The sequence below is a fragment of the Gillisella vitis genome, from assembly GCF_001541345.2.
GTDB lineage: Bacteria > Pseudomonadota > Alphaproteobacteria > Rhizobiales > Rhizobiaceae > Allorhizobium > Allorhizobium vitis.
Genome location: NZ_LMVL02000005.1, coordinates 197,650 through 215,762, shown reverse-complemented (window position 1 = coordinate 215,762; position 18,113 = coordinate 197,650). Strand labels below are relative to the sequence as shown.

The following is an 18,113-nucleotide window of genomic DNA, read 5'->3' as shown; positions in this document are numbered from 1 at the left end:
CGGGCCTCACGAAACGTTCAAAATTCTCATTGCCACAGAATAACTTACGCCTTGATTGGAAAAAATCTTGGAGCCGCCGTCATTTCCCTGTTGCAATCGAAAAGCAGTTGGGCCATATACCGCCCGTCGCCGCAACACAGCGACCCACGGTTCAGCTTACTACCCCGGACCGATGGACAATGAGCGGGTGTAGCTCAGGGGTAGAGCACAACCTTGCCAAGGTTGGGGTCGAGGGTTCGAATCCCTTCGCCCGCTCCAATTTTTCCAAAGATGAATTCAAGTGTATGATTTCCCGAAAGGGAGATCGCGTTTTCCGTATCTGAACGACCGGTTTGGGCGTTACAGACGTGAAAAACCTTCCCTGATAAGCTACCAAAACTTGCCATTAGGAAAAGTAGCGTCGCCAAACGCGCTCCGAATGGCGACACCAGAATGCGAAGTCCGTCAGCTCGCCCGTATCGGCTTGTGTCCCATCACCCTGCCAATGATGATGACCAGCACGCCAGCAATGGCGAGGCAGGCGGCCAGGAAGAACATCGGAGCAATCGTGCTGCCGGTCTGGTCGCGGATCAGCGGCACGACATTCTGGGCAACGAAACCGCCGAGATTGCCGACCGAATTGATGGCCGCCAGACCGGCAGCAGCGCCGGCCCCTTTCAGGAAGCGCGATGGCAGGCTCCAGAACACCGGCTGGCCTGCGAAGATCCCGGCGGCGGCCAGGCACAGAAACGCAAATTGCAGCACCTGGTCTGTTAGCACTGCCGACATCACAAGGCTGACAGCCCCGACAAAGGCCGGGATGACGATATAAGGCGTCTTGTTTTCCGTCCGGTCAGCCGCCGATGGCACAACATAGAGCGCAATGGCAACAGCAACCCAGGGGATGATGTTGATCAGACCATTCACCGTATTGGATACGCCAAACCCCTTGACGATGGTTGGCAGCCAATAGCTCAAACCGTAGGCTGCCAGCGGAAAGCCGACATAGCAGAGCGACATCAGCAGCACGCGCGGATTGATCAGCGCCTTGAAGCCATTGTCGGCATTGCTATCCATTCCGGTGTTTTCAGCATCCAGCCGTGCCTGAAGCCAGGCTTTTTCCGCATCCGTCAAAAAATGTGCCTTGGCCGGCGTGTCGGCAAGGTAAAACCAGGTGACGATACCAGCCAGAACCGCCGGAATACCGGTGGCCAGAAAGACCCATTCCCAACCCTGATAGCCGAGGAAACCGTCGAGATCGAGCAAGACACCGCCCAAGGGCGCGCCAATGGCATTGGCGAGGGCGCTGAAAATCATGAACAGGCCAACCATCCGGCCCCGATAGTCTCTTGGAAACCAGAGGGTCAGCAGATAGAGCACGCCCGGAAAGAACCCCGCCTCGCAGACGCCCAGCAGAAAGCGCAGGATGTAAAACATCGTCGCGTTCTGGGTATAGGCAAGCGCAATGGTTACAGCGCCCCAGGACACCAGAATGCGGGCAAACCAGCGGCTGGCGCCGAACCGTTCGAGAAAGAGATTGCTCGGCACTTCAAATAGAAAATAGCCGATGAAGAACAGCGATGCCCCAAGCCCATAGGCATATTCGCTGAGGCCCAGCGCATCGACCATTTGCAATTTCGCATAGCTGACATTCTGCCGATCAATATAGGCGATCAAGTAGAGAAGCCCCAGAAACGGCATCAGCCGCCAGGTGATTTTTGAAATCAGTGCTTTTTCGGAAACCAAGTCATGTCCTCCCACAACCCTCCCCTTGCATAATTTCCTGTTTGAATCGGGTCCGATTCAACGAATCATGCAACCTCCTGCGGGTGCCGCGGGGACGGGTAATGTAAATAGGATTACACGCTTAATTGTTCCCCGCACACTCTTGGACAAAGCCGTGCAAAAAACCATCAGCTCGCAGAAAACACATAATCCGTTTCCTGCCGCAGGGTTTCACCGGGCCGCAGGACAGCACTTGAGAAACCGGGTTGGTTGATGGCATCCGGCCAAATCTGGGTTTCCAAACAGAAACCGGCATAAGCACCGTAGCGACGGCCCTCAAGACCGGAAACCGGTATATTCAGGTAGACGCCTGCGTAGAATTGAACGCCGGGTTCGGTGGTACGCACCTCCATGGAAACGCCGGATTTCAGGCTACGGGCCATGGCGACGCTGCGCTTGGCCACCCGTGTCTGCGACAGACAGAAATTGTTGTCGAAGGGAACCTGAACGCCGTCCTCTGTCCGGCGCATCACGCCCATCTGCCGGAAATCAAACGGCGTACCAATCACAGGGCGTTGCTCTCCGGTCGGGATCAGCCGGTCATCGACAGGTAGATAATGGTCGGCGGCAATCATCAACTCATGATCCAGCATGTCAGGCGAATCATCCAGATTGAAATAGGAATGCTGGCAGAGATTGGCGAGTGTCGGCGCGTCCGTGGTCGTCTCATAGACCACAGACAACACACCATCATCCTGGAGGTGATAGGTCGCCCGGATGTGGGCATTGCCGGGATAGCCCGCCCGGCCAGCCGGATCGGTGATCTCAAGCACCACCCGGTCACGGTCGAGATCGGCAATCGTCCAATTGCGCCTGCCAATGCCGTCGCTGCCGCCATGCAAATGGGTGAGACCACGCTCGTTGCATTCCAGTTGATAGTCTTCACCATCAAGGGTGAAACGTCCGTTAGCAATACGATTGGCCAACCGCCCAGGCGTCGCTCCGAAATAGGGAGAATGGATCGCATAATCCTCGAACCGCTCGAAACCCAGCACCAGCGGCGCCACATGGCCCTCCATCCTGAGATCCTGGATCGCGGCCCCCCAGGTCAACACCTTGGCCTTCAAGCCACCGCCATGCAGCGTGACCTGCTCTACCGTTTCACCCTTGGTGGTCGTGCCAAATTCCAGACGCTGCATATGCTTCCTCACCCTTGCATCGACGGTGCCTGCCTTAGGCGGGCGCGTCGTCGTTTCTGCTGTGTCAGATAGGTTTATTGCATAATTCCTCAAACCGAAATCGTTTACAGATAAAATATCCAGCAACCATAAGGCGTTACAGCAAACATCAGCGCACCATAGACGATGTGGGGTGGATTAGCGCGACAGTTCCCGTGCCGCATCCTCCAACCCGCCAAGCGTCAGAGGGTGCATTCGTCCGCCCATGAGACGCGAAATCAAACCGATGGAATGGGTATAGGCCCAATGCTCCTGCTGCATCGGGTTGAGCCACAAACATTTGCGAAAATGCTCCGTCATGCGCGACAGCCAGAAGGCGCCGGGTTCGCCATTCCAATGTTCCACCGATCCGCCGATCATGGTGATCTCATAGGGGCTCATCGCCGCATCTCCGACAAAGATCACCCGGTAATCCGGGCCATAGGTTCGGATAATCTCTTCCGTCGGGATGAGATCGGTCCGGCGGCGGCGATTGTCTTTCCATACGCGCTCATAAAGGCAATTGTGGAAGTAGAAATGCTCCATATGCCGAAATTCCGACCGGGCTGCCGAAAACAACTCCTCCACGCCTTTGACGTGATCGTCCATGGAGCCGCCGATATCGAAGAACATCAACAGCTTGACGGCATTGCGCCGTTCCGCCTGGGTCTTGATGTCAAGATAGCCATGCTCCGCCGTCGCACGGATCGTGCCACCCAAATCAAATTCGTCCGGGGCGCCTTGCCGTACGAACCGCCGCAACCGGCGCAGGGCAACTTTGATATTGCGGGTCCCAAGCGCAACGGAATCGTCGAGATTGCGAAACTCCCGCTGATCCCACACCTTGACAGCGCGGCGATGGCGTGATCCGTCCTGGCCGATCCTCACCCCTTCCGGATTATAGCCATAGGCCCCGAAAGGCGATGTCCCCGCTGTGCCGATCCATTTCGAGCCACCCTGATGGCGCTCCTTCTGCTCGGCCAACCGCTGTTTCAGCGTTTCCATCAGCCTGTCGAAACCACCCATGGCTTCGATCAGTTTCTTGTCTTCGTCGGACAGGTGTTTTTCGGTCAGCTTGCGCAGCCAGTCTTCCGGCAGAGCGGTCTCAGACACACCCGGCTGCGGCCCACCTGTCGCTTCCAATCCCTTGAAACATTCGGCAAAGGCCAGATCGAAACGGTCGATATGCCGCTCATCCTTGATCAGCGTCGTGCGCGCCAAATAATAGAAAGCCTCAATATCGAAATCGACAAGGCCCCGCTCCACCCCTTGCAGCAAGGCCAGATATTCCCCCAGTGAGACCGGGATTTTCTGTTGTTTGAGCTTGAGGAAGAAGGGCAGGAACATCGGCGCTCAGAGCGGTTGCTGGTAGATGATAAAGGGGGTTTTGTCCGCCACCTGATCATAGAGACGCCGGGCCGTGCTGTTAAACTCCTGGGTCATCCAGTAGACCTTGCCCGCGCCAGCTTCCGCCGCCGCGGCGTTAACTGCTGCAATCAGCGCCCGACCGATGCCAAGCCCACGGACTTCAGGATCGACATAGAGATCCTGAAGATAGCAGACATCGGCAATATACCAGCAGGACCGATGAAAGACATAATGGCTAAGGCCCACAGCTTTCCCCTTGGCCACAGCCAGAAACCCGCGAAATTCGCCAGTTCCCTGCCCCGTCAGTCGGGCAAAGGTGGTCGCATAGACCTCTTCCGGCAGTTCCGTTTGGTAAAAGGCGAGATAGGCGCGCCACAGGCGGCGCCAGTCTGCCTCATCATCAACAATCAGGGGACGGACCAGAAGATCGCCGGTCATTTTGCGCGCCCCTTGCCGATATCGTTCAAATCATAGCTGGTGGTCTGATACATCTCGTTGATCCAGTTTCCAAACAGCAGATGCGCATGGCTGCGCCAGCGGTTGAGCGGCGTCAGTGTATCATCGTTGTGCGGAAAGTAATCATACGGCAAACGGATCGGGATGCCGGCGCTGACGTCGCGGAAATATTCATCCGCCAGCGAGGTGGAGTCATATTCGACGTGATTGAACATGTAGAGCCGGTTTCCCTTGTCCTCCTGCACCAGGCAGACACCCATCTCGTCGGATTCCATCAGGATGTTCAGGTTCGGCACTTTTTCGATATCGGCGCGGCGTACCTCGGTCCAGCGTGAGACCGGCACCTGGAAATCATCCGAGAAGCCGTTGAGATAGATGGAGGACGGCGCGAGATTACGATGGCGGAACACGCCGAAAGCCTTTTCTTTCAGCGCCTGTTTCGGCACCTTGTGGAAGTGATAGATCGCCGCCATCGCCCCCCAGCAGACATTCATCGTCGTGTGGACATTGGTTTCCGTCCAGTCGAGAATCTGCTGTATCTCGCTCCAATAGGTGACGTCTTCAAAGGGCAGCGTTTCCACCGGGGCACCGGTAATGATCAGTCCGTCGAACTTGCGGTGCTTCACCTCTTCCCAGGTCTGGTAGAAGGACAGGAGATGCTCTTCGGGCGTGTTCTTGGCCTTATGCCCGCCGATCCGCACCAAGGTCAGTTCCACCTGCAATGGCGATGCGCCGATCAGCCGGGCAAACTGCACCTCGGTTTTGATCTTGTTGGGCATGAGATTGAGCAGGGCGATCTGCAACGGGCGAATATCCTGACGGATCGCTGCGGTTTCCGTCATGACCCGCACACCCTCATGAACGAGGGCGTCGAAGGCGGGGAGCGTATCGGGAATCTTGATCGGCATCGGCTTTAAACTTTCCTGTCACGGCACGGTGCGGCAGCTTTGCTATCGCCATCGGCCTCGGAAAGTCTTGGATAACTTGCCTCGGCCCTTTAGCAATTTATTTTACGTGGCTGCAAGCCGGCCGGCCAAATCACCACGAGAAGACGGCTATTTACGCCTTCACCCGTTACGAATCAATGAAAACATAAGCTGCACCGCAGCACGGATCAGCGTCCGTCCCGCGCTCCATCCCGCCGGGCCATGAAGGCCAGCCGCTCGAACAGATGCACGTCCTGCTCATTCTTCAAAAGCGCGCCATGCAGTTTCGGCAGGGCATTGGCGGCGTCGCTGCGCAAATCGGCGGGATCGACCTCGTCGGCCACCAGCAGGCGGATCCAGTCCAGGGCTTCCGAGGTCGATGGACGTTTTTTCAGGCCCGGCGTTTCGCGGATTTCGTAAAACCGGGTCAGGGCCGCCTGGAGCAGGCGCTGCTTGATGCCGGGATAATGAACCTCGACGATCCGCGCCAGCGTCTCGGCATCCGGAAAGCGGATATAATGGAAGAAACAGCGACGCAGGAAGGCGTCGGGTAGCTCTTTCTCATTGTTGGAGGTGATGATGACGATCGGGCGCACCTGCGCCTTCACCCGCTCGCCGGTCTCATAGACGTGAAACTCCATCCGATCCAGTTCCTGCAACAGATCGTTGGGAAACTCGATATCGGCCTTGTCGATCTCGTCGATCAGCAACACGGTTTTCCGGCCTGCGGCAAAGGCTTCCCAGAGCTTGCCGCGCCTTATATAATTGCCGATATCGCTGACACGCGGATCGCCCAGCTGGCTATCGCGCAGGCGCGACACGGCATCATATTCGTAAAGGCCCTGCTGCGCCTTTGTGGTGGATTTGATCGTCCATTCGATCATGTCGAGACGGAGTGCTGCGGCAACCTGGCGGGCCAACTCGGTCTTGCCGGTGCCTGGTTCACCTTTGACCAGCAGCGGCCGTTCCAGAGCGATGGCCGCATTGACGGCCACCGTCAGGTCCTTGTCGGCGATATAATCCGCGCTTCCGGTGAATTGCCCGGTAAATGGCATGATCTCTCCAATTCATCGTGAATTTCGGTGAAAGTAATCAGCAGCACAGCCAGCGACAAGCCGGTGCAGGCCAATCTCTTCACAAATAAAGCTTGTATTTTGTTTGAAATCTGCCACTTTGGCCCCCACATCCTGCTCGACCATTCAGGATGGGGTCACCTTTTCCGGCAGGAAAGCGCTTTGGCCCCGAATGGGCATGAGTTAAACTTTCCTCTGCCTGACTGAACTGCAAGGCCGGACGTTCCGGTTTTTGTCTGTGCCGCTGAACCGGGTGCGGTTCGACGGCAGGATGGGCAGGGACTATCTTTTTTTGTAGCGACACGTGAGCGCCGGTATCGGCGAACAGCACTGCAAAAATCCGCACCGCGCCGTTTGCATTGTTGTCCGCATCTTTTCGCCACGGCGAAACCAAAGCGGTTTCCCGGCGCATTTTCGTTTCGGCATTTGATCCGTGAGCAGTAATCCTGCAAGGAGACCGGCATGACGGCGCATTTATACAAGACAGGCGACATGGTCGTCCTGAAAGATGGTCCCGTCAGGCTCTCCCGGTCGGTCGGCGTGTGCAAGGTGCTTGCCACCCTGCCGGAATCCCAGGGTGCGCGACGGTATCGGGTGCGCTTCGAAAGCGAAACGTTCGACCGGTCGATTGCCGAGGACGAGATCGATGTCAGCCGTTCACCACGGTCCGGCACGGCCTCAAAAACACAAAAGCCGGGTGCCGCCTGGCTGGCGCCCGTCAATTCGAAATAACCAGATTATCATCCTCAACCATCAAAGGAGAGACAGTGCAGGTACTCGTCAGGGATAACAATGTTGAGCAGGCATTGCGCGTGCTGAAGAAGAAAATGCAGCGCGAAGGCCTGTTTCGTGAAATGAAGGCCCGTTCGGCCTATGAAAAGCCGTCGGAAAAGAAGACCCGCGAAAAGGCCGAGGCCGTGCGCCGCACCCGCAAGCTGGCCCGCAAGAAGCTTCAGCGCGAGGGCCTTCTGCCTGCGCCGAAGAAAAAAGTTTTTGCACCACGCGCCCAAGGGTAAGGGCCGAAGGGCAAGGGGTATATCCCCCTTCGCCATAAAATCGAGACCGGGCAAATCCGTGCAGGTCTCGAATCCTTTGTTCCAGGTCAGTGGGCTCAAGCCAACCGTGCCTCGGGCAATCGGACTGGAAAATGCCGCAGGCGTTCCGTTGATCACGGAACGCCTTTTGCATTTGGCCTCAGATGCGTTATGGCATGGCCATGACGGAAAGCACCTTCACCATTCTGCTCGGCGGTCCCCTCGCCATCACGCCCCGGCTGCTCGGCACCGTTGCAGGAACCCGCGCTATCGCTGCCGATGGCGGCATGCGCCATGCCGAACCGCTGGGAATGACACCTGAGCTTTGGGTGGGCGATTTCGACAGTTCCGACGATCTTCCCGCAGACCGGTTTCCGGATATTCCGCGCCTTCCCTATCCCGCTCGCAAGAACCTCACAGATGGTGAAATCGCCATTGAAGAAGCCCGCAAGCGCGGCGCGACCTCTCTGCTGCTGGCGGGCGCGCTCGGAGGAGAACGATCAGACCATGCGATAATGCATCTACTGCTGGCGGTGGCGCTGGCCGCCCAGGGGCTTGATCTGCACCTCACATCCGGCGAGGAAGAGGCATGGCCGCTTCTGCCGGGTAAAACCGTGACCCTGGACCTGCCGCAGGGTTCGTTGTTTTCCATTCTCGGCTTTTCCGCGCTTGCCGGGTTGACCATTCTCGGCGCCCGCTATCCATTGCAGGGTTTCGATCTGCCGTTCGGATCGTCCCGCACCATTTCCAATGTGGCCGAAGGTTCGGTAACGCTGTCGCTTGGCAGCGGCGACGCCGTGATCCTTGCCCGCCCTTATGACATGACCGGAGCGTGACCCTTGGCACCGCCAATCCTGAAACTTGATAATATCTTCCTGTCCTTCGGCGGCGCACCGCTGCTCAACGGCGCAGGCCTGCAAGTCGAACCGGGCGATCGCATCTGCCTTGTCGGTCGCAACGGCTCGGGCAAATCCACCTTGATGAAGATCGCTGCCGGTCTGGTCGAGGCCCAGTCGGGCGAAGTGTTCCGCCACCCCTCGGCCACCATCCGCTATCTCGAACAGGCCCCGGATTTCGGCAGCCACGCCACCGTGCAGGCCTATGCCGAGGCAGGCCTTGGCCCCGGCGACGATCCCTACCGGGTCACCTATCTGCTGGAACATCTGGGCCTGAGCGGCCAGGAAGATCCGAAAAGCCTGTCGGGCGGCGAAGCGCGCCGCGCAGCCCTCGCCCGGGTGCTGGCACCGGAACCCGACATCCTGATGCTGGATGAGCCGACCAACCATCTCGACCTGCCGACCATCGAATGGCTGGAAGAAGAGTTGCGCAAGACCCGCAGCGCCCTGGTGCTGATCTCCCATGACAGACGCTTCCTGGAAAAATGCTCGACCGCCACCGTCTGGCTGGATCGCGGCCTGTCGCGCCGTCTGGCGCGCGGCTTTGGCCATTTCGAGGAATGGCGCGACAAGGTGCTGGAAGAAGAAGAGATCGAACAGCATAAGCTCGGCAAAGCCATTGAGCGTGAAGAACATTGGCTGCGCTACGGCGTAACGGCACGGCGCAAGCGCAATATGCGCCGGCTCGGCAACCTCCAGACCCTGCGCGCCGACTATCGCGGCCATAAAGGTCCGCAAGGAACAATCCTTGCCAGTGCCACCGAGGGCAAGGAAAGCGGCAAGCTGGTGATCGAGGCTGACAAGATCACCAAGGCCTATGGCGAGCGGACGATTATCGCGCCGTTTTCAATCCGCGTGCACCGCGGCGACTGTATCGGCCTGGTCGGCCCGAATGGCGCTGGCAAAACCACGCTGTTGAAAATGCTGACCGGCCAGCTCTCGCCTGACGAAGGCACAATCAAGCTCGGCACCAATCTGGAGATTGCCACGCTTGACCAGAAGCGCGAGGACCTGAACCCTGATGACACGCTGGCCAATTACCTGACCGATGGGCGCGGCGAGAACCTGCTGGTCAATGGCGAGCAGAAACATGTGACCGGCTATATGAAGGAATTCCTGTTTCAGCCGGAACAGGCCCGCACCCCGATCCGCAACCTGTCCGGCGGCGAAAGGGCCAGGCTGATGCTGGCGCGGATCATGGCCAAGCCCTCCAATCTGCTGATCCTCGACGAGCCGACCAACGACCTCGACATCGAGACGCTGGACCTGCTTCAGGAAATCGTCACCGGGTATTCCGGCACCGTCATCCTCGTCAGCCATGACCGTGATTTCCTCGACCGCACCGTGACCTCGACCATCGCCCCCGCCAATCCGGAGGCCCCCAATGGCCACTGGATCGAATATGCCGGTGGCTATTCCGACATGCTGGCGCAGCGCCGGGGTGTGGAAGACGAGCGCAAGCGCGTGGAAAAAGCGGAAAAAGCCAAGACGCAGGACAGCGGCGGCAAAAGCGCCGATACGACAGCCAAGACCAAGGGAAAGCTGTCCTTCAAGCAGAAATTCGCGCTGGAAAACCTGCCGAAGGAAATGGAAAAGGCCGAGAAAGAGATCGCGCTGCGGGAGGCAAAAATGGCCGATCCCAATCTGTTCGTGAAGGATCCCGCCACGTTCAACAAGCTCGCCGCCGAAATGGAAACGCTGCGTCAGTCCATCGCCCGCATGGAAGAGGAATGGCTGGAACTGGAAATGCTGCGCGAAGAGCTGGAGGGGTAGCGCCAAGCGCTCTATAGCAGCCTGCGCAAAGCTCGCTCTACAGCGCCGTACGCCATATATGGCGCACGGCGCTGTAGAGCTTTATATCTACTGCATAGTTTTCCCTTTAAACCGATTCCGGTTTAAAGAATGATGCATTAACCATTATTTGGTTTTGAGCAGCCACATCTTGCCGGCCATGGTGATCCGGCGGGAATCTTGCTCGGCTTCTTCAGCGGTATTGCACCGTTCCAGCAGGCCCAGGTCCGTCAGTTCCGTCACGGTCGTGGTGGTGAGAAACTTGATCTTCTGCGGCCGTTCCTTGAAACGGTCGGTCCTGGAATACGTGACCTCCGCGTTCAAATGCGTCCATTTCTTCAGCGGCTGGGGATATAGATCGCCGTCCTTGGCAAGCTTCAATCCGCGGATCTGCGTGGGTGTCAATTCGATCATATCCAGCCTCTAGTGGGACCATTTCCAGCGCCAAGGACGCCCCAGGAAATGCTCTGTCTCTTTTGTGTTATACCAAGGCCCGAAGACGCGCACGCATCCCTGCCTTGAAAAAAAAACGACCATCTCAAGTGCCTTAAAGGCTTGAGATAGTCGCAACGGAATACCGACTGCCATTGTGAACGGCTATTGGCATGATGCGGTGGCACGTGGAAAACGGCCCAATGAATTCTGATATTGCGTGCGCCTGTGCAGAACGCCCCGGGGGCAATGTCACAGTCTGCTTGGCGCGCAATTTCGCTTTTTTAATCCATATCTGGTTTAAAGATTATGCAGTAAGCTTCTGCGGGCAGAGAGTCTACTGGATAATTTCTTAAATCGGACGAGATGAAGCTCGCTTTAACGAGCTATGCCGTCAAGCAGGTCTATTCCGGCACCGGCACGTCCATCCGCTCCAGATGCAGGATGCGCGGCGATACCGCATCGATAAAGCCTTGGGCGCGGCCGATATAGATCAGCGTCGCCTCCTCTAACTGCGTCATCACGCCGGTGAGGATTGTCGCCGTTTCCGGTTCCACGCCATCAAGCACATCGTTGAACACCACCCAGCGGGGCTTGCGCAACAGGATATGGGCAAAGGCCAGCGCCATCTGCTCATCCTTGTCCAGCACCCGGTCCCAACGCTGCCGCTCGTCCAGCGCGCTAGCAAGGCGGCTGAGCTTGACCGTCTTCAGCGCCAGCGTCATCGCCTCGTCACCATAGGTGGAGGCGTCCTCGGGATAGGCCAGGATGTCCCGCAACCGCCCCTCCGGCATATAGGGGGACTGCGGCACGAACAGGATATGATCTTCCTGCGGCAAACGGATCAAGCCTTCGCCATAGGGCCAGAGTCCGGCGATGGCATTGAAGAATTGCCGCCGGTTGATGCCGGGATCACCGTTGACCATCACATGTTCACCGGCAAGGATGGTGGGATTGTCCTCTTTCAGATGATAACCGCCCCAATGAGCCTCCGCCTCGACGGGGGTGCGGATATAGACATCCTCGAAAGCCAGTTCGCCTGGTTTACCGGCCTCGACCCGGATCTGGCCTTCCACCGTCTCGGTCAGCGCCGGTTCGATCAGGGCGGCGCGCAGCACCATCACCCGCAGCAGCGTCGCCTTCCAATCGGCAATCGCCCCGAAATTATCGACGTACCAGCGCAAGGCCGTATAGACCTGCGTGAACGCGGAGGCTGCCATCATCAGGCCGCCGAAGGTCATCGTGCCGCCGAAATAGGCTGGCGAGGCGATCAGCACCGGCACGATCAGCGCCAGCCAGCCGAAGGCCGCCGACACCCAGGTCAGATTGGTCAGCGCCAGCGCCAGCTTGGAAATAATCGCCAGCACTCGGTCGATGGTGGAATGGATCTGGCCGCGCTCGACATCCTCGCCACGCGCCAGGGCAATCGGCTCCAGATGCTCGTTGCTGCGCATCAAGGCGGCGCGAAGCTCGGCCTCGCGGGCATAGCGGGTGGCGTTGAGACGGGTCAGCGTCGCCCCGACCAGATTACTGGCCACCGCCGCGCCGCCGGCATAGATCAGCGCCGCCCAGACCATATAGCCGGGAATGGCGATCTGATGGCCAAACAAGGTCAGCGAAAAATCGCCGGACAATTTCCAGAGCACGCTGATGAAACTGACGAGCAGAATGGTGGATTGCACCAGGCCGACGGTGAGTGACGTCGTCGATTCCGCCAGCTTGCGCGCATCTTCATGCAGGCGCTGGTCCGGATTGACGCCAAGCGGGCTGGACACCGACAGCCGATAGGCCCGCCTGCCTTTCAGCCATTGATCGACCATATCGCGCGCCAGCCCCTCACGCATGTAAAGCGCGGTCATCTGGCTGAAAAAGGTCTGCGCCACATTGATGACCAACAAAAAGGCGGCAATGAAGAAGAAGTTGCGCAATTCCTGCCAAAACGCGGATAGATCGCGATTTTCCAAGGCGTTGTAAAACGGCTGGTTCCAGCGATTGAGCAATATCTGGCCGTAGGTCAAAAGCAGAATGACAGCGAGCAACGAAAGCGCCAGCAGCAGAATGCGGCCTCTGACATGGCTGGACCAGAAGGATTGGCCAGCCATGCGCATCTGTTCGGCAAATGTCAGGTCCGGCGCGGCGGTTTCGTTGTCCGGAAGTGTGGTCTTGGATGCGGTCATCAGTGGTGATCGGCCATGAAAAGAAGTTCTGCTTCCCATCATGCCCGCGATAGCGCTGTTGTGCTACTCCCCAACCATAAAAAGCCTTAGAGAAATCCCCGTCAGCTGAACCGCACAAGATCAACGCGGAGGCGCCACCTTGGGAATAAGCACGGCTTCGGGTTTGGCCACCATCAGAAAATCCTTGGCTGGCTTATAGTTCGTGGTCTTCTTCTTGGAATAATTCGGCGTCACCATGCCAGGAAGCATTCCAGATCCGTGGATACGATCATCAATCGGAAAATAGCTTTCCTGCTTGGGATGTTGAAGGTTGGCGGCCGCCTCATGCACGCATTGTGTCCGTCGATCATCCTCTGGATGCCACCGGTAGATGTTGGTCGTCCAGACCTCGACTTTCATCATAATAACGCCATTGCGATTGATTTCTTCAATAAACTGCCAGTTCACATTCAATGAGCCCGTCGCAAACTGCCAATCGTGATTTCGAAAATTGGTTTGCGGAATATCCACGATGCCGGAAGAGGCAGGGTGAGATGACGGGGACAGGATTGGCGCAGTCCTTGAATTTTCCCCCTTTGAATTTTTCAACGGCGCCCGCGCCGCATTGATTGTACCAAAGATGCGAGCACGCACCCCGGGGTCCTCTTCCATCAATGTCCGAAGCGAGAAATGGATCGGTTCACCCGAGCCCGCCAGATAGTGATTGAGGAACTGTTCTGCCCGACCGCCTTTATCCATGGTTCTTGCCTTGGCAAGCGTCATGATCTGCAGGTCAGACCATGTCTGACCATGGTCTGTGTATTTTCCGGTAAACCGCACACTGTTGCAGACAAAATCAATATCACTTTTTTCCAATGGCATGCGATGTTCCTCCATCAACCAAGGCAAGCAAGCGTATAATTATCGAAGCTTAAGAGCCGCAGTAAACCAGAAGGCTAGACATGGCGTCAACAAAATATCTCATTTGCGTCAAATTCGGCGCAATATGAATGACGATACTGATCCGTGACGATTGAAATCCACTGACCCTCCAAGATCGATGAAGGGTCACTCACCGTCCCAGGCAATCACCCCTTGTCAGTTTCATTTCCCACCGCTAAACCTCCTAGAGATCTAACGGGGTGCAATGGTGTCTGCCATTGCTGAGAGGCGACATCGCCAACCCGCGGAACCTGATCCGGCTAACACCGGCGGAGGGATTAGATGCGCGGCTGCCATGCCGCCTTTTCCCATCTCGCGCACTATTGAAATTGAAGAGGAAAAGCCATGGCTGACCAGTCCCCACGCATGTTCCTATCCATCCCAGCAACCGCATTGCTGGCGCTTCTCGCCATTGGCACGCCCGCCGCCAATGCCGAAGACAAGGTGCTGACCATCTACACCTATGAAAGCTTCGTTTCCGAATGGGGACCAGGTCCGAAGGTGAAAGCCACGTTTGAAAAAACCTGCGGCTGCACCGTCAAGTTCGTCGGGCTGGAAGATGGCGTGGCACTGCTGAACCGCTTGAAACTGGAAGGCGCTTCCAGCGAGGCGGATCTGGCGTTGGGGCTGGACACCAATCTCACTGAGGAAGCCAGGCAGACCGGGCTTTTTGCGCCCCACGGCATTGATGCATCCTCGGCCCAGGTGCCTGGCGGCTTCAAGGACGATATGTTTGTGCCCTATGATTACGGACATTTCGCCGTCGTCTACGACACCCAGACCGTAAAAAATCCGCCGAAAAGCCTGAAGGAACTAGTGGAAGGCGACCCTGCCCAGAAGATCGTTATCGAAGACCCGCGCACCTCGACGCCGGGGCTCGGCCTGCTGCTTTGGGTCAAATCCGTCTATGGCAAGGATGCACCCGCCGCCTGGGCAAAATTGAAGGACCGGGTGCTGACCGTCACCCCCGGCTGGTCGGAAGCCTATGGTCTGTTTACCAAGGGCGAAGTGCCGATGGTGTTTTCCTATACGACCTCACCCGCCTATCACATGGTCTCTGAAAACACCGACCGTTATCAGGCCGCAGACTTTTCGGAAGGGCATTACATCCAGATCGAAGTGGCGGGATTGCTGAAAGGCGCCAAGCACAAGCAATTGGCCGAGGATTTCCTGAAATTCATGCTGACCGCAGGCTTCCAGGATGAGATCCCCACCAACAATTGGATGATGCCTGTCACCAAGACCTCGACCCCGCTGCCAGAGGCTTTCGACCGTCTGGTCAAGCCAGCCAAGACCTTTCTGATGAGCCCGCAGGAGGTTGCCACCAACCGCAAGGCCTGGATCGCGGAATGGCAGGCGGCAATGGCTTCAAAGTAGGGCCTGGCATGGCTTTAAAGCATTTCCAGCAAAAGTGTTTAGCGGTTTTGCGTCCGGAAATGCGTAAAAACAAAGAGCGAGAACATTTTCGCGATTCAACGAAAAGCAAAAATGCTCTAGGTTTTTGTTTGCGCATCGGAGTTTTCCGAAAACCGGTTCCCACTTTTCGGTCCGATGCTCTGACACGGCAAAACCTGCTGCCGATTGCCGGTGGGGTCATTGGCCTTGCCAGCCTTTTTGCGTTTATCGGATTGGCAATCACCGCCTTGCTGGTGGCAACCGGTGGCAACGTGCCGCTGGCGCTGGACAATTACACCCTGTCCATCCTGCGCTTCACCCTGGTGCAGGCCGGGCTATCGACCGCGCTGTCCATTGCCTTTGCCCTGCCTGTGGCACTGGCCTTTGCACGGCAACGGCATTTCTGGGGCCGTCGCTGGCTGATCCGGCTGATGGCGCTGCCCATGGGTCTGCCGGTGCTGATCGGAGCGCTGGGCCTGATTGGTATCTGGGGTCGCAACGGGCTTGCCAATGATCTGCTCGCGCTGCTCGGCCGTCAGACACCGGTCAGCATTTACGGCCTGACCGGCATTCTCATTGCCCATGTGTTTTTCAACATGCCCTTGGCATGCCGCCTGCTGCTTGCCGGGCTGGAGCGGGTGCCACCGGATTATTGGCGCATGGCGACCAGCCTTGGCATGGGTCCGGTTGCCATTTTCCGGATGATCGAATGGCCAGCCCTCAGCACCTTGCTTCCCGGCATAGCCGGGCTGATCTTCATGCTCTGCGCCACCAGTTTCACGCTGGTGCTGACACTGGGCGGTGGACCGAGCGCGACGACGCTGGAAGTGGCGATCTATCAGGCGCTGCGCTTTGATTTTGACCCGCCCCTGGCCGTATCCCTGGCCACTCTGCAACTGGCCGTCACGGCTCTGTTGCTTGGCCTTTTGGCGCTGTTTCCCGCACCAGACGACCAAACAATACCCGATGAAAGACCTGTGCTGCGGCTCGATGGCAAGGGGCTGGCAGCGCGGGCCTGGGATGGCGCCGTGCTGCTGGTCGCTCTGCTCTTCCTGGTCACGCCCCTTGCCACTATCGCTTTTGCTGGCGTTAAAGCCGATCTCCTGAAACTGCTGGGTGATCCCTCGGTTTGGCGGGCTGCCGGTCTTAGCCTTGCCATCGCCTTTCCCGCCGCCCTGCTGGCGCTGGGTCTCAGCCTCGTCTTCATCAATGCCAGGACAGCACTATCCGGCCTGCGGCAAAAAACCCTGGTCGCAACCACCCTGTCCCGGCTGATTGGCGCAACCTCCTCGCTGGTTCTGCTGGTGCCGGTCATCGTGCTGGCCACCGGCTGGTTCCTGCTGCTGCGGCAGATGGGCAATGCTGCAGGGTTTGCCGGGCCGGTGGTGGTGGCGATAAACGCGATCATGGCGCTGCCCTTTACCATGCGGGTCTTGGCACCGGCCATCGCCACCCATCACCAGCGCACGGCGCGGCTGTCTGCAAGCCTCGGCCTTGGCGGACTGGCCAAGATCCGCCATATCGACTGGCCGGGCCTGCGCCGTCCAATCCTGACGGCCCTGTCCTTTGCCATGGCGCTGTCGCTGGGAGACCTCGGAGCGGTGGCCCTGTTCGGCGCCAATAATCTGGTGACTTTGCCATGGCTGATCTATAGCCGGATGGGCAGCTACCGCACCGCCGATGCAGATGGCCTGGCGCTGCTGCTCGGTCTTGTCTGCCTTGTGCTGACCATGATTGGAACGGCGGGCGGCTCAAGCACCAGCAAACCGGAGGAGCGACCTTGAGCGAGACGGCCAATATCCCGGATGCCGCACCCGTTGCCTCAATTGTGCTCGACAACGTGCAACTGCGGCTGGGGAACCAGAGTTTTGGTTTCAACGATCAGATCGCTGCGGGAAAGATCACGGCGATCACCGGCATGTCCGGCTCAGGCAAATCCACCCTGCTGAACCTGATTGCCGGGTTTGAGACCCCCGATCAGGGCCGCATCCGGATTGGTTCGGAGGACATCACCGATCTGCCCCCCGCAAAGCGGCCGGTCTCTCTGGTGTTCCAGGACCATAACCTGTTTGCCCATCTCGATCTCGCCACCAATATCGGCCTTGGCATCGATCCGTCCCTGCGGCTTAGCGCGGCGGATCGGCTGGCGGTGAGCGAGGCACTGAAAAGAGTGGGACTTGGCGGTTATGACAAGCGCAAGCCAGCAACGCTCTCCGGCGGCGAAAAACAGCGCGCCGCCTTTGCCCGCGCGCTGGTACGGCGCAAGCCAGTATTGTTGCTGGACGAACCTTTTGCCGCCCTCGATCCTGGCCTGCGCGCCAGCATGGCAGACCTGCTGCTGGATCTGCACCGCGAAACCGGCCAGAGCGTGTTGATCGTCAGCCACGATCCCCAGGATGTGCGGCGCCTGGCAGATGATGTGCTATTTCTGGATCAAGGCCGGATTTCACTGCATTGCGATGCAAAAACCTTCCTTTCCGGCGAAGGCCCAGCTGCGCTCAAGACCTTTCTCGGTCCCTTTCATAATAGTGACCGGCTTTAAGGCCATGATTTCGACGCGACCGGCTGGCATGGCGTGGTACATACAAAGCACAAATCAATGCGATCATTAACATTTTCTTATCCAATTGGCTGATCTTGTGCGATGCGCAGTTTTATCCAATTCAATAATATGCTGTTAAGGATTTGGATAAAAATCGTGAAACGTCCCGCGTCGCAATATC

At 57.8% G+C, this 18,113-nt stretch carries 17 protein-coding genes, 1 tRNA gene and 2 riboswitches; of the genes, 8 read left to right on the top strand and 10 right to left on the bottom strand.

Annotated features, from left to right (window positions below):
• Positions 1-183: 183 nt before the first annotated feature.
• Positions 184-258, top strand: a tRNA-Gly gene (locus ASB66_RS18315).
• A gap of 186 nt (positions 259-444) precedes the next feature.
• Here ASB66_RS18315 and ASB66_RS18310 read toward each other — a convergent pair.
• The 7 genes from ASB66_RS18310 to ASB66_RS18280 form a co-directional block, all read right to left on the bottom strand.
• Positions 445-1,725, bottom strand: coding sequence for an MFS transporter (locus ASB66_RS18310; RefSeq protein ID WP_070152734.1), 1,281 nt, complete (start codon positions 1,723-1,725; stop codon positions 445-447).
• 167 nt (positions 1,726-1,892) lie between these two features.
• Complete coding sequence (locus ASB66_RS18305) at positions 1,893-2,903, bottom strand: aldose epimerase family protein (protein ID WP_060718735.1); 1,011 nt, start codon at positions 2,901-2,903, stop codon at positions 1,893-1,895.
• Positions 2,904-3,080: 177 nt separating this feature from the next.
• Complete coding sequence (locus tag ASB66_RS18300) at positions 3,081-4,268, bottom strand: vWA domain-containing protein (protein ID WP_060718736.1); 1,188 nt, start codon at positions 4,266-4,268, stop codon at positions 3,081-3,083.
• Between the two features lie 6 nt (positions 4,269-4,274).
• Entirely contained in the window at positions 4,275-4,727 is a 453-nt protein-coding gene (locus ASB66_RS18295; protein WP_060718737.1) for a GNAT family N-acetyltransferase, read from the bottom strand.
• The gene (gene metA, locus ASB66_RS18290; protein ID WP_060718738.1) at positions 4,724-5,653 is read right to left on the bottom strand and encodes a homoserine O-acetyltransferase MetA; all 930 of its coding nucleotides are present in this window, start codon (positions 5,651-5,653) and stop codon (positions 4,724-4,726) included. Before metA ends, ASB66_RS18295 begins: the two co-directional genes overlap by 4 nt.
• Positions 5,654-5,722: 69 nt before the next feature.
• Positions 5,723-5,800, bottom strand: a riboswitch (SAM riboswitch).
• Positions 5,801-5,859: 59 nt separating this feature from the next.
• The gene (locus tag ASB66_RS18285) at positions 5,860-6,726 is read right to left on the bottom strand and encodes an AAA family ATPase (protein ID WP_060718739.1); all 867 of its coding nucleotides are present in this window, start codon (positions 6,724-6,726) and stop codon (positions 5,860-5,862) included.
• A gap of 79 nt (positions 6,727-6,805) precedes the next feature.
• Positions 6,806-7,156, bottom strand: a complete 351-nt coding sequence (locus tag ASB66_RS18280; protein ID WP_060718740.1) for a hypothetical protein — start codon at positions 7,154-7,156, stop codon at positions 6,806-6,808.
• A gap of 50 nt (positions 7,157-7,206) precedes the next feature.
• Between ASB66_RS18280 and ASB66_RS18275 the strand changes: the two genes are divergently transcribed.
• The 4 genes from ASB66_RS18275 (at position 7,207) to ASB66_RS18260 (ending at position 10,447) form a co-directional block, all read left to right on the top strand.
• Entirely contained in the window at positions 7,207-7,476 is a 270-nt protein-coding gene (locus ASB66_RS18275) for a hypothetical protein (RefSeq protein WP_060718741.1), read from the top strand.
• Positions 7,477-7,511: 35 nt separating this feature from the next.
• Positions 7,512-7,760 carry a 30S ribosomal protein S21 gene (gene rpsU / locus ASB66_RS18270; protein WP_015917494.1) on the top strand — a complete coding sequence of 83 codons (249 nt, stop codon included), beginning with the start codon at positions 7,512-7,514 and terminating at the stop codon, positions 7,758-7,760.
• A 194-nt stretch (positions 7,761-7,954) separates the two neighbouring features.
• Positions 7,955-8,614, top strand: a complete 660-nt coding sequence (locus ASB66_RS18265) for a thiamine diphosphokinase (RefSeq protein WP_060718903.1) — start codon at positions 7,955-7,957, stop codon at positions 8,612-8,614.
• Between the two features lie 3 nt (positions 8,615-8,617).
• Positions 8,618-10,447, top strand: a complete 1,830-nt coding sequence (locus tag ASB66_RS18260; RefSeq protein WP_060718742.1) for an ABC-F family ATP-binding cassette domain-containing protein — start codon at positions 8,618-8,620, stop codon at positions 10,445-10,447.
• 144 nt (positions 10,448-10,591) lie between these two features.
• Here the strand turns inward: ASB66_RS18260 and ASB66_RS18255 are convergent, their stop codons facing one another.
• The 3 genes from ASB66_RS18255 to ASB66_RS18245 all read right to left on the bottom strand — a co-directional run bounded on the left by ASB66_RS18255 (position 10,592) and on the right by ASB66_RS18245 (position 13,935).
• Entirely contained in the window at positions 10,592-10,879 is a 288-nt protein-coding gene (locus tag ASB66_RS18255; protein ID WP_060718743.1) for a hypothetical protein, read from the bottom strand.
• 422 nt (positions 10,880-11,301) lie between these two features.
• Positions 11,302-13,074 (bottom strand): ABC transporter ATP-binding protein/permease, encoded by a 1,773-nt coding sequence (locus tag ASB66_RS18250; protein WP_060718744.1) that lies wholly within the window; start codon positions 13,072-13,074, stop codon positions 11,302-11,304.
• A gap of 120 nt (positions 13,075-13,194) precedes the next feature.
• Positions 13,195-13,935 (bottom strand): hypothetical protein, encoded by a 741-nt coding sequence (locus ASB66_RS18245; protein ID WP_060718745.1) that lies wholly within the window; start codon positions 13,933-13,935, stop codon positions 13,195-13,197.
• A gap of 246 nt (positions 13,936-14,181) precedes the next feature.
• A riboswitch (TPP riboswitch) is annotated at positions 14,182-14,290 on the top strand.
• A 71-nt stretch (positions 14,291-14,361) separates the two neighbouring features.
• Here ASB66_RS18245 and thiB point away from each other — a divergent pair.
• The 3 genes from thiB to ASB66_RS18225 all read left to right on the top strand — a co-directional run bounded on the left by thiB (position 14,362) and on the right by ASB66_RS18225 (position 17,932).
• Positions 14,362-15,372: a thiamine ABC transporter substrate binding subunit gene (thiB, locus tag ASB66_RS18240; protein WP_060718904.1), complete on the top strand. Its 1,011-nt coding sequence runs from the start codon at positions 14,362-14,364 to the stop codon at positions 15,370-15,372.
• Positions 15,373-15,551: 179 nt separating this feature from the next.
• Positions 15,552-17,174, top strand: a complete 1,623-nt coding sequence (gene thiP / locus ASB66_RS18230) for a thiamine/thiamine pyrophosphate ABC transporter permease ThiP (protein ID WP_060718905.1) — start codon at positions 15,552-15,554, stop codon at positions 17,172-17,174.
• Positions 17,171-17,932: a thiamine ABC transporter ATP-binding protein gene (locus ASB66_RS18225; protein ID WP_081089094.1), complete on the top strand. Its 762-nt coding sequence runs from the start codon at positions 17,171-17,173 to the stop codon at positions 17,930-17,932. The genes thiP and ASB66_RS18225 overlap by 4 nt, the downstream gene beginning before the upstream one ends.
• The last annotated feature ends 181 nt before the right edge of the window (positions 17,933-18,113 follow it).

Bases quoted from the DNA above. Each gene is read 5' to 3' on its own strand.
- ASB66_RS18305 (WP_060718735.1), bottom strand. From the start codon at position 2,903: ATGCAGCGTCTGGAATTTGGCACGACCACCAAGGGTGAAACGGTAGAG.
- ASB66_RS18300 (WP_060718736.1), bottom strand. From the start codon at position 4,268: ATGTTCCTGCCCTTCTTCCTCAAGCTCAAACAACAGAAAATCCCGGTC.
- ASB66_RS18295 (WP_060718737.1), bottom strand. From the start codon at position 4,727: ATGACCGGCGATCTTCTGGTCCGTCCCCTGATTGTTGATGATGAGGCA.
- metA (WP_060718738.1), bottom strand. From the start codon at position 5,653: ATGCCGATCAAGATTCCCGATACGCTCCCCGCCTTCGACGCCCTCGTT.
- ASB66_RS18285 (WP_060718739.1), bottom strand. From the start codon at position 6,726: ATGCCATTTACCGGGCAATTCACCGGAAGCGCGGATTATATCGCCGAC.
- ASB66_RS18280 (WP_060718740.1), bottom strand. From the start codon at position 7,156: ATGCGCCGGGAAACCGCTTTGGTTTCGCCGTGGCGAAAAGATGCGGAC.
- ASB66_RS18275 (WP_060718741.1), top strand. From the start codon at position 7,207: ATGACGGCGCATTTATACAAGACAGGCGACATGGTCGTCCTGAAAGAT.
- ASB66_RS18265 (WP_060718903.1), top strand. From the start codon at position 7,955: ATGGCCATGACGGAAAGCACCTTCACCATTCTGCTCGGCGGTCCCCTC.
- ASB66_RS18255 (WP_060718743.1), bottom strand. From the start codon at position 10,879: ATGATCGAATTGACACCCACGCAGATCCGCGGATTGAAGCTTGCCAAG.
- ASB66_RS18250 (WP_060718744.1), bottom strand. From the start codon at position 13,074: ATGACCGCATCCAAGACCACACTTCCGGACAACGAAACCGCCGCGCCG.
- ASB66_RS18245 (WP_060718745.1), bottom strand. From the start codon at position 13,935: ATGCCATTGGAAAAAAGTGATATTGATTTTGTCTGCAACAGTGTGCGG.
- thiB (WP_060718904.1), top strand. From the start codon at position 14,362: ATGTTCCTATCCATCCCAGCAACCGCATTGCTGGCGCTTCTCGCCATT.